Raw genomic sequence first — 9,509 nt, 5'->3', positions numbered from 1 at the left:
GAAGAAGCGCAGCAGAAGGCCGCGAAGAACACCTGGCGCATGGCCAGGCCCGACCTTTTTTCGGTGCGCAACACCTCGGTCGAGGCCTACCTGCAGCCGATGGTGCACGAGATCAAGTTCAGCCGTGCCGACCTGCTGTCCGACCTGCGCCACGAGGCCAAGCGCCAGGCCTACCAGTGGCTGTGCTGCGAGTGCTACTACGTGTTCCCGGCGGGCGTGGCCAAGCCCAACGAGATCCCCAGCGAATTCGGCGTCTGGGTGCTGCACGGCAGCCTGAAGGAAGGCCGCTTCGAGCTGCTGCGCCCGGCCCGCCACATGGGCTGCACGCTGCCCTTCCCGGTCTGGCTGGCCCTGGCCAAGGCCACGCCGCTGCGGGCCGACGAACTCGAGGCGCCGCAGGCCACGCTGGGCGAAGCCGGCGACCCACCCGCGGCGGGCCTGCAGCCGTGACCCCATGATCTACACCGTCGCCGTGCGCGAGCTGTGTGAATTCACGGCCAAGCAAGGCGACCTGGACCTGCGCTTCACGCCGGCACCCACCGCGGCCGAAGGCATTGCCGGCCACGCGCTGGTGGCCGGCCGGCGCGGCGAAGGCTACGAGGCCGAAGTCAGCCTGAGCGGCCAGTACGAGCAAGCCGGCGTGACGCTGCAAGTGCGCGGCCGGGCCGATGGCTTCGATGCCCGCCGCCAGCGCCTCGAAGAGATCAAGACCCACAAGACCCGGCTCGAACTGCAGCCTGACTCGCACCGGCAGCTGCACTGGGCGCAGCTCAAGGTCTACGGCTGGCTGCTGTGCGCGCAGCAAGGCCTGGCCGAGCTGGAGCTTGCCCTCGTCTACCTGCACATTGGCAGCCAGCAGGAAACCGTGCTGCTGCAGCGCTGCAGCGCCGCCGAGCTGCGCCAGCACTTCGAACTGCACTGCCAGCGCTTCCTGCTGTGGGCGCAAGCCCAGCTGGCGCACCGCGCCGCGCGGGACGCTGCGCTGCAAAGCCTCAGCTTCCCGTTCGGCGAGTTCCGGCGCGGCCAGCGCCCCCTGGCCAAGGCCGTCTACCAGACGGCAGCCGCCAGCGGCTGCCTGCTGGCACAGGCACCCACCGGCATCGGCAAAACGCTGGGCACGCTGTTCCCGCTGCTGAAGGCAGCGCCCACGCAGCAGCTGGACAAGGTGTTTTTCCTGTCCGCCAAGACCTCCGGGCGCGCGCTCGCGCTGCAGGCGCTGCGTGCGCTGTCGCCAACCAAAGAGGTGCCTGAATCACCACCTCTGCGCGTGCTGGAGCTTGTCGCCCGCGACAAGGTCTGCGAACACCCCGGCCAGGCCTGCCACGGCGAAGCCTGCCCGTTGGCCAAGGGCTTCTACGACCGGCTTCCCGCGGCGCGCACAGCAGCCGTCGCCGAAGCCGGCCTGCTGGACCAGGCCCGCGTGCGCAGCGTCGCGCAGCAGCACGCCGTCTGCCCCTACTACCTGAGCCAGGAGCTGGCGCGCTGGGTGGACGTGGTGGTGGGCGACTACAACTACTACTTCGACAGCAGCGCGCTGCTGCACCACCTCACACAGGCCAACCAGTGGCGCGTGGCGCTGCTGGTGGACGAGGCGCACAACCTGGTCGAACGTGGCCGCAAGATGTACACCGCCGAGCTGCAGCCACTCACGCTGGCCCAGGCCCGGCGCTCACCCGCCACCAAGGCCCGCGCGCCGCTGAAGCGCGTGCTGGACAAGCTGCGCCGCTGCTGGGCCGCGCTGGACACGCCCGAAGCCGAGGACTACCGCTGCCTGGCCACGCCACCCCAGCCGCTGCTGGACGCATTGCAGCAGGCCACCAGCGTGCTGAACGATCACTTCGCCGAACACGCCGCCGAGTCCGACGCCGCGCTGCAGGCCTTCTACTTCGAAGCCCTGCACTTCACCCGCTTGGCCGAAAGCATGGACAGCCATTCGCTGTTCGACCTGACCCGGCAGCGCGGGGCAGCGGCACCGCGTGGCGGCCCCGCCAGCCTGCTGTGCCTGCGCAACCTGCTGCCCGCCCCCTTCCTGGCCCCGCGCTTTGCCGCCGCGCACTGCAGCACCCTCTTCTCCGCCACGCTGCAGCCCGCCCGTTACTACGGCGACCTGCTTGGCCTGCCGGAAGACCACCGCTTCATCGACGTCGAAGCCCCGTTCGAAGCCGCGCAGCTGCAGGTGCAGGTCGCCCGCCACATCTCCACCCGCTACCCACACCGCCAGTCCTCGCTGCAGCCCATCGCCTCGCTCATCGCCAGGCAATATGCTGAGCGCCCCGGCAACTACCTGGCCTTCTTCAGCAGCTACGACTACCTGCAGCAGGTGGCCGAACTGCTGGCCGCACAGCAGCCGGAATTGCCGCAGTGGCAGCAAACCCGCCAGATGAGCGAAGCCGCGCAACACGATTTCCTCGCCCGTTTCACCGAAGCCGGCCAAGGCATCGGCTTCGCCGTGCTGGGTGGTTCATTCTCGGAAGGCATCGACCTCCCCGGCCGCCGCCTCATCGGCGCCTTCGTCGCCACCCTCGGCCTGCCCCAGGTCAACCCGGTGAACGAACAATTCCGCCACCGCCTGCAAACCCTGTTCGGCGCCGGCTACGACTACGCCTACCTCTACCCCGGCCTGCAAAAGGTCGTGCAAGCCGCAGGCCGCGTGATCCGCACGCCGGAGGACCAGGGCGTGGTGCATTTGATTGACGACCGGTTTGCGCGGCGCGAGGTGCAGGCCTTGTTGCCGGGGTGGTGGTCGAGGGCAGCGGCGTCGCAGGCTTGAGCCGAGCCTGCAAAACCGTAACCGGAGCGCAACGGGGTAATCATCGATTTATTGGGGCAATTAGAGATCAAATTACCCAATCCGTAGTAGCTTGAGCTGCCACCAGAGTCGATAGACCGCAAACCGCGGGCAAGGGCCGAATTGCAGCGATTGCTGTCCTTCGCTGGGACAGCCGTACTCACGTTGACTGCCATAAAGCGGCCACTGGACGTGATGACCTAGGAGCGCACAATTAGGTGCTGTGCTGGTAGCTTGCGGTGGCGCACAGGCGCGACCACCCTCGCTCCAAGCGAGCGTTGTGCTCACTCCTGCGAACAGGCGCTGCGTCGCCTGGCATCCCAACCGCCATAGGGTGGGCGCATATGCGTCAACCGTCCAGATTGCCCTCGCCGTACTGATACTTCCTGAGCGCGATGCCCTCATCAGCGCGCTGACGCTCAGCGGCGCTCAAGCTGTCCAGTTGTGCAGACAGCCATAGCGCGAATGAGCGAACCTTGTCGTCTGGATCTGTCAGCCATGCGGCAAGCTCGTCGCGCTTGCGTTCATACGCCTCCGCCAAGCCGTATTCGCCCCAAACGCCGCCCGTTGTCTCCAGAGCAGCAGCCAGTTCTCGCCACGCTCGCGAGTTCTCAGGCACAACCCTCACGATCGCCTTGCAGACATCCAGGATGGGCGCGTTCCCGCCGTAGGTACGAAGTACTGCCAGCGCGAACTCGAGGTCCTGCTCATCCCCGCTCGCGACGAACCTGAGCAGCGGTGCCTGAAGCTGATGCTCGAAGTTCGGGAAGGCGCCCTTCAGCAGCCTGCCTCCACCTCGATACGGGAACATCACGCGAGCCTCTTCATCCTTGAAGCTTTCACGCACCATTGTCAGGAGCTCTTTTGGATGTTGCGAAAGGAGCTTCTGCAAACCGTGCAGGCTATAGGGGATGGCTTCGAACTTGTCCTCCAGCGCGCTGCGACCCTGAGCACGACGGTCAGCACGTTCTTGGGTCTCGGCTTCGAGGCGCTTGGACAAGAAGCTCAGGATGGATTCGATGTCATGCTCACCGATGGCACGCAGCACCTCCTCGGTCTGGTAGTCCAGCTCAGGCAGAGAACTGAGACTGCTCAACACCTCGGCCCGTTCGTGAGGTTCCAATTTCACGGCCAGCGCCCTGAAGTCGCTGCCGAACCAGTAGCGGCGGGCCCAACGCGCGTCATGATGCAGCGCCAGTGCACGCAAGCCGTCCATGAACACCTGCTTGGCCGGCTCAGATCCATGGACGTACAAACTTGCGGCGACGCCCATTGACATGGCCAGCGTGTCTCGATCGTCTATCTCTGTGGCACGACGGACGATGGCGGCAAGCGTCTGCACACGATCACCGTTGTCCTTGAACATGGATTTGGCGATTGCGATCAGATGCTCTCCAGCAACGATCCAGCGTCGCTCCAAAGCTTCAACATCCGCCTTGCGCGAGCTCGAATGCAGCCCGATGAGCATGGGGATGAGGAACGGGCGCATACGCGCCTCATGGCCCTCGATCAATGCCATCACCAGATCAGGCTTGCGCTGGGCAAGCAACTCCAGGAAGTCGTAGAACACCGGGAAGGTCGCGAGATCGTCCGACTCCGTCTTGGCGAACTCGAGAATCCGCTCATGCCATTCGGCTTGATTCTCATCGTTGATCGACTGCACGTACGCTCGAGCTGCCTCCTGACGCTTGGTGTTCGAGTGGTCCCATTCCTCATCGTGGGAGCGCAGCTTTTCCCAGTCGCCGAAGATTCCGTCGAAGCCGACCAATTTCTTGTAAATCTGATACTGGGCGTGCCCCGCCACTGCATCACGGACTCTCAGAGCGGCGGCTTCCACGTCGGCAGAAGGAGCATGGTGGAAGTCCCAATAGGCGTCATGCTCGATGGTCTGGACGACGGGCAAAGGTTCTGTCGGTACGAGGTCGCACATGAACTCCAGGACCACGCGAGCGTCTCGCTCGAACATTCGGTTGCTCTCAGCGCTCTGGGAAACGCGCTCTCTATGGGTGGCAGAACCGAGCGCGTTGAGAATCGACTTCCTGTACGCCACATCCGCCTTCAGCGGATACATGCGCTTCAACAACTCGATCGCCGACAGTCGCATCTCGGCAACGCCGCCCTCGCTGGGCACTGAACCGCGGGAAAGGGTCAACGTGTTGTATGTCCAGGTCTGCCCCTCCATCGCAGACGACAACACCGTATTCAACACACGGCGGACCGCTGCGGCGTTATCGCGCAACTGGTCGTCGTCCAGACTACCCAGCCGAGCCACGATTTCCAGTTGCGGCTGTGCGCCAAGGCTATTGAAGTGATGAAGGTTGAACTTTGCGAAGTCCTCCAGTGCGCCCTCGGCCTTCTGGCGAACTTCGGCGTCAGCTGAGCGCGACAACTCGAGCAGGAAGTCCACGACTTCCGGAATGTGGGCATACCGGATCGTGTTCGGAACTTCGATCGCCTCGCGGATCAGATGGCCCGCCGATCGGTAGCGGTACTCCTGCTCCTCGATGGGCTGGCCCTCGTGCAGAAGTACTCGCGTGGCGACTGACCGGACGAAGCCCGAAACGATCGGCACCACGGCGCCGTGGAACCGGGGCGCCAGAACCGCCAGGGTCTTGAGCGCGTCCTGAAGCCGATCAAACTCTGCGTCACCCGCGAGCACGTTCTCTACGCTGCGCAGTTCCTCGCTGAGACGTTTCTCTACCGCCGGCGACGGGTTGTCGATCAACTTGGCCAGGGTGGCCCGGCGCAGATCAGAATCCATGGTCAAGCGCCTTCAACAGAAGTTCTTGGACGATTGCGTCCAACGAGGCCAATTTGGCCGTTTCCCGGTTCGTCGGCACCCAGTGGCTGCCGGTGTCGGTCAACGCGCCTGATACCTCTAGGGCCTTGGCTTCAACTTCAACAACGGCCCTGCGGATGCCGAGAGTTTCCAGGCGAGAGAGCAGGACCTCCTTGCCAGGCGTCTTCCAGGTCTCAATGACGCCGAGCAGGATGCGATCAAGGTTCACGAACTCCTTGCTTCGCAGCTGATCTAGCGGTACGGCAGGCTGGACTGCCGGCGCAGCAGCGCGAATCGGCACTACCGCGGTTTTGACGTCGATCTCGACATCGAGCTTTTCCAGGTCGTCCCAGACCTCCACACCAGAGTCGGTGAGGGTCGCGGCGAGTCGCTTGTCTTTGGTCACAACGCAATGACGACCTGGCCTATCGGTGTTGGCCAGCACAGCTTCCAAGATCCAAGCGTCAGGCAGATCCTTGCGACGGTTCTCACGCTTTTCCCGCGGGTTGAAGGGGGGCTTCGTACCGAAATAGCGCTGCCAAGCCTTCTCTGCATGCTCGCCAGTGTGAGGAAGCACCTCGATCTTGTGTTCAGCCAGGTATTTGGCCAACGCGATAACTGACTGACGATCCGCATCTTCTCGCGTGGGCACGATGAGCTCTACCTTCGGCAGTCCGGCGAGCAACATGCCCAGTTGACCCTTGCTCAACTCGTTCAGCCGGGTCACCGCCGCCCCGATGTGCTGATCAAAATCGTCGAGAAGCTGCGTGCGGCGCTCCTCCAACGCGATCTGCGGGAGATACAGTCTCGCCACACCCTGCTGTGCCCGGCGAAGCATGCGGACGAAATTCGGGTGTCCAAACGGGGTGTCGTGGAGATAGTTGGTGTCGAAATAGACGTGGAACAGGTCCATGGGCAGCGCAGGCAAGAACGCGTGTGAATGTCCTGACCGGAATGATAGGAGGGCCGCAGGCTGATGCTGCTTGAAAGTTCACCGGTTCAATCTGAGGCTCTGTTTCTGTTGCAGTTTAGGTGCTTCAACTACCGGTGTTTGCGGTAGCGGACGCTCGGATCTTCGACCTTGAATGACCCAGTTCAGCCTGCTGCAGTCGTCCGTTGGCGATCGGCGGCTCCACCTTGTTCGCATGGCCTCGGCTCAACAAGCCAGCACTGGGCCCCGCACGCTAGCTCACAGCAGTCCTGTTGTGGCCCGCGGGCGGCTGTGGCAGGTGCCAGTAAGGCGACTCGAAGGTCACTTCCACCGCGGGGCAGTCACCCTTGGGGTACAACTGCAGGCTGCGAACCTGACGTCCCTGTGCAGCGAAGATTCGACGGAGCTCTGCTTCGTCGGGCAGCTTGAAGCCGGGTTGGGTGTCCAGCATGATCCGGGCCGCTTCGCGGTGGCCGGCGAGCGCCGCCCAGTCCACCGTGGTTGCCGGCAGCAGCAGTTCGGCGCTCTCCAGATGCGGCCAGTGCCTGAGGGCGCCAAAGGAGTCGAACGGGCCTGCTACGTCGAGCATGAAGACCCAGCGCAGCGCTCTCAGGCCTTCGACCCCCTGCAGCATCGTGAGCTTGGGGCACTTGAACACCTCCAGCACCTCCAGCCGATCCGAGCTACGGAGGGCGGAGATGTCGCTCAGGCTTCGACAGTTCACCAGACTCAAGGTGTTCAACTGGCGCCAGGCTTCGATGCCGGCAAGATTGGCAAGGGGCGCACCGCGCAAATGCAGGGACTGGAGCTGGCTGCATGCTGCCAGCAAGTTCAGGCTCTTGAGCTTTCGCGGCCGGTAGAGCCGCAGGCGCTGCAGGCCCGGGTTCTGCAGTAGTTGCGGTGACAGGGTTTCGGCATCGAGGCAGGAGAAGGTCTTCAGCTTGGTAAGTTGGCGGTAGTCGCCATGCACCGGCGGCGCGCTGGGCAGCCAGATCTCCTCCAATTCACTCAGCAGCGGGAGATCGGCAAGCGAGATTTCGTCCGACGGGCTCCGCAGCTTCTTGATCTGGTGGGCATGCGGAGCCAGCGCCTTGAGGCTTGGGACGCCGCGCCCGGGGCTGACGCAGTCGACAGCATGTTCGACCAGGGCCGCCTCGGTCGCTGCGGTCCAGCGGAACATCGTGAGGTCGAGGTGCCCATCGAACGGGTCGACCGTCAGGCAATAGTCGTCATTGCGTGCCAGCAGGTCGGGTGCCGGCCAGCGCCAGTGGCTGAACACGCAGTCATGCGTCTCGCCCAGCGCCTGCATCGCCGCCACCCACTCGGACAGCGCCGCCTCTTCCGTGATCAGCGGTGCCGAACGGCCTCCAACAACCCAGGTTTCGTGCTCCAGGTAGCGGCTGCTCCGGGGAGCGAGGTGGCCCGTGGCGGGCTTGGCTTCGACGTGGTGCCCCAACTGGTTCAGCACCGCCGCAATCTGCTCGGCATTGCGCTGCTCGTTGGTGGCGAAGCCAAATTGCACGGACTGCGGCTGCGCCGCCTGGCGGTGCGCCCGCAGGATGCGCAGCTGGGTTTCAATCACGCCCGGCCCCTTGGCCAAGCTGCGAGCGCGTCGCTCGTCAGTGAGAAAAACTGCCATGGGCCGCACGCCTCCTGAACTGGTCTTGTTCGCCGCATGCTACTGGCCATTAAGGGGGGCGCATCCCGAATAACTCAGTTCAGCCTGAAGCCAACGCCTCGCGCCGGGTGGCAGGTCTGCAGCGATCTGCTACGGTCGCGTGACGCATCAGCGGACCACTCGACCGGTCCGGATGCGAACGCCGGGCCCAACGGCTGGCTCCGCTGGCGAAGCTGTCAGCCAGACTGCTACAGGTCGTTCGACCGCTTCTGGAAGCAGCAATCACTGGCAGCGCCATAGTCGAACGACCGAGATCAGCCTCAAGCAGACACTGACTACCCACCTCCCCGACATCACCGCCGACAAGCCACTGCGATGGCTTGCCCAGCCGAAGGCTTCCTGGCCGGGCCTTCAAGGCGCAACGCTCAACCTCGGAACCTGGGAGCGCTGCCTCCGAAGCAGCAGCGCCGCCCTGCGGCGACGCATCAGCGCGTGAACGCAGGCCGCCAACGACGACGGCAAGATGGAACCCACAAAAAGCACGGGCGCTGGCACACGAAGTGGCAGCGCCCGCGGGGCGGTTGGGACCTGGCTACATCACGTAGGGAGGTCCCTCTCGGGCCAAGAGAATAAGGTCCAGGCGTTTGTTTCCTGCCTGATGGCAAAAGCCGCTCAGTCCTGCATGGCCTGCGCGACCAGCAAGGTGTCGGTGAACTGCTCGAAGCCGACGATCTTGCCGCTGGCCAGGCGCCACACGTGGGTGGCGCGCGCCTGCATCGACTTGCCGGTCTTGCGGTAGGTACCTGAATAGGTGCCAACGCCCACCACCTGCTCGCCGCCATCGATGAGTTTCTCCAGCTCGAAGCGGTAGCCCTCCCACGCGCTGCCGAGCACGGCGAACACCTGGGCGACGATCTGGTCGGGGCCGATCCAGGTGCCGGCGCAGGGGAAGCCGGCCATCTCGGTCCAGGCGACGTCGGGCGACACGTCGGCCATCATGCCGGCGATGTCCTGGCGGGCCGAAGCAGCACAGTGGTCGGCAACGATTTGCAGGTTCGTTCTCATGGACGCTCCGGGGTCAGAGGGCGCAGCCGTCGGCGTCGCAGGCGAAGCGGTGGCCGGCGGAAATGGCGGTTGGCGGCGTCTGCTCGCGCAGCCAGTCCTGGAACTCCTGCGGCCGGCCCAGATGGCGCGAGGCGTCCACGCGGGTCATCACACCGCCGATGTCCAGCACGAAGCTGGGGAAGCCTTGCGCGCCGACCTGGGCCATCAGGCTGCGGGTGGCTTCGAAATGGGCTTGCACCGCGGCGCCGGTTTGCCGGTCCAGCGCGTCGGCGAATGGGGCGGGCGGCAGGCCGATGGCACCGGCCACGTCGATCAGCACCGCGCGGTC

At 64.6% G+C, this 9,509-nt stretch carries 6 protein-coding genes and 2 pseudogenes; 3 read left to right on the top strand and 5 right to left on the bottom strand.

Annotation, left to right across the window (positions count from 1 at the left end; genetic code table 11):
- Positions 1-450 (top strand): annotated as a pseudogene (locus tag FKP22_RS12385) (hypothetical protein); the annotation flags it as partial.
- 4 nt (positions 451-454) lie between these two features.
- Positions 455-2,770: an ATP-dependent DNA helicase gene (locus FKP22_RS12380; protein WP_141287798.1), complete on the top strand. Its 2,316-nt coding sequence runs from the start codon at positions 455-457 to the stop codon at positions 2,768-2,770.
- Positions 2,771-3,137: 367 nt separating this feature from the next.
- Here the strand turns inward: FKP22_RS12380 and FKP22_RS12375 are convergent, their stop codons facing one another.
- The 3 genes from FKP22_RS12375 to FKP22_RS12365 all read right to left on the bottom strand — a co-directional run bounded on the left by FKP22_RS12375 (position 3,138) and on the right by FKP22_RS12365 (position 7,807).
- Complete coding sequence (locus FKP22_RS12375; protein ID WP_141287797.1) at positions 3,138-5,549, bottom strand: hypothetical protein; 2,412 nt, start codon at positions 5,547-5,549, stop codon at positions 3,138-3,140.
- A complete protein-coding gene (locus FKP22_RS12370; protein ID WP_141287796.1) occupies positions 5,539-6,480 on the bottom strand; it encodes a PIN domain-containing protein in 942 nt (313 codons plus the stop codon). The genes FKP22_RS12375 and FKP22_RS12370 overlap by 11 nt, the downstream gene beginning before the upstream one ends.
- 271 nt (positions 6,481-6,751) lie before the next feature.
- Positions 6,752-7,807 carry a leucine-rich repeat domain-containing protein gene (locus tag FKP22_RS12365; RefSeq protein ID WP_141287795.1) on the bottom strand — a complete coding sequence of 352 codons (1,056 nt, stop codon included), beginning with the start codon at positions 7,805-7,807 and terminating at the stop codon, positions 6,752-6,754.
- Here FKP22_RS12365 and FKP22_RS12360 point away from each other — a divergent pair.
- Positions 7,784-8,155 carry a hypothetical protein gene (locus FKP22_RS12360; protein WP_141287794.1) on the top strand — a complete coding sequence of 124 codons (372 nt, stop codon included), beginning with the start codon at positions 7,784-7,786 and terminating at the stop codon, positions 8,153-8,155. The two genes, FKP22_RS12365 and FKP22_RS12360, sit on opposite strands and share 24 nt — an antisense overlap.
- A 633-nt stretch (positions 8,156-8,788) precedes the next feature.
- Here the strand turns inward: FKP22_RS12360 and FKP22_RS12355 are convergent.
- Together FKP22_RS12355 and FKP22_RS32000 are read right to left on the bottom strand one after the other, a co-directional pair.
- The gene (locus FKP22_RS12355; protein WP_141287793.1) at positions 8,789-9,181 is read right to left on the bottom strand and encodes a nuclear transport factor 2 family protein; all 393 of its coding nucleotides are present in this window, start codon (positions 9,179-9,181) and stop codon (positions 8,789-8,791) included.
- 13 nt (positions 9,182-9,194) lie between these two features.
- A pseudogene (locus FKP22_RS32000) lies at positions 9,195-9,509 on the bottom strand (DsbA family protein); the annotation flags it as partial.

It is taken from the genome of Ideonella azotifigens (assembly GCF_006519715.1).
GTDB lineage: Bacteria > Pseudomonadota > Gammaproteobacteria > Burkholderiales > Burkholderiaceae_C > Ideonella > Ideonella azotifigens.
This window is presented reverse-complemented; position numbering and strand designations above follow the sequence as displayed.

Bases quoted from the DNA above. Each gene is read 5' to 3' on its own strand.
- FKP22_RS12380 (WP_141287798.1), top strand. From the start codon at position 455: ATGATCTACACCGTCGCCGTGCGCGAGCTGTGTGAATTCACGGCCAAG.
- FKP22_RS12370 (WP_141287796.1), bottom strand. From the start codon at position 6,480: ATGGACCTGTTCCACGTCTATTTCGACACCAACTATCTCCACGACACC.
- FKP22_RS12365 (WP_141287795.1), bottom strand. From the start codon at position 7,807: ATGCAGGCGCTGGGCGAGACGCATGACTGCGTGTTCAGCCACTGGCGC.
- FKP22_RS12375 (WP_141287797.1), bottom strand. From the start codon at position 5,549: ATGGATTCTGATCTGCGCCGGGCCACCCTGGCCAAGTTGATCGACAAC.
- FKP22_RS12360 (WP_141287794.1), top strand. From the start codon at position 7,784: ATGCGTCTCGCCCAGCGCCTGCATCGCCGCCACCCACTCGGACAGCGC.
- FKP22_RS12355 (WP_141287793.1), bottom strand. From the start codon at position 9,181: ATGAGAACGAACCTGCAAATCGTTGCCGACCACTGTGCTGCTTCGGCC.